At 41.9% G+C, this 639-nt stretch carries 1 pseudogene; it reads left to right on the top strand.

Annotation, left to right across the window (positions count from 1 at the left end):
• Positions 1-455, top strand: a pseudogene (locus R8N49_RS28085) (cation diffusion facilitator family transporter); the annotation flags it as partial.
• Between the last annotated feature and the right edge of the window lie 184 nt (positions 456-639).

Genomic DNA, 639 nt, shown 5'->3' with positions numbered 1-639 from the left:
TGCACTACCAAACGGATTTATACATGAACGGAGCGATCATGGTCGCGCTAGGGCTCAGCTACTTTGGTGTAACGCAAGCGGATGCGGTTTTCGCGATTGGCATTGGTATCTTCATTCTTTACAGCGCCTTCAAAATGGTCAGCGAAGCGATTCAAACGTTGCTCGACAGAAAGCTGCCCTATGAATAGCTTGAGCAAATTGACCAAGACTGTTTGAGCGTGAAAGGCGTGTTGGGCGTGCATCAGTTGCGTACCCGTATGTCTGGTCCAACACGTTTTATTCAATTGCATTTGGAATTGGATGACAACTTGCGTTTAATTGAGGCGCATTATATTGCCGATAAAGTGGAAGATAACTTGTTGGCATTGTTCCCAGAGGCGGATGTATTGATCCATCAAGATCCGTTGTCGGTGGTATTTGGGCCAGAAAAAGAGCAAAAAGCACAAGATTGGTAAGAGTCGAAAAAACGTTTTGATCTTAACGACAAACAAGCGCTTATTGACTATCTTTCCATCAATGCTTATTAAGATTCGTGATCCTGATGTGAATCAACAAAGTTTCAAAGAGAAACTGTAATACTCTTACATAAGTAGAAAAGTTACATAAAAAAGTGCGTTTTAATTGGTATTCCTGTAGAGG

It is taken from the genome of Vibrio sp. 1978 (assembly GCF_033344345.1).
This window is presented reverse-complemented; position numbering and strand designations above follow the sequence as displayed.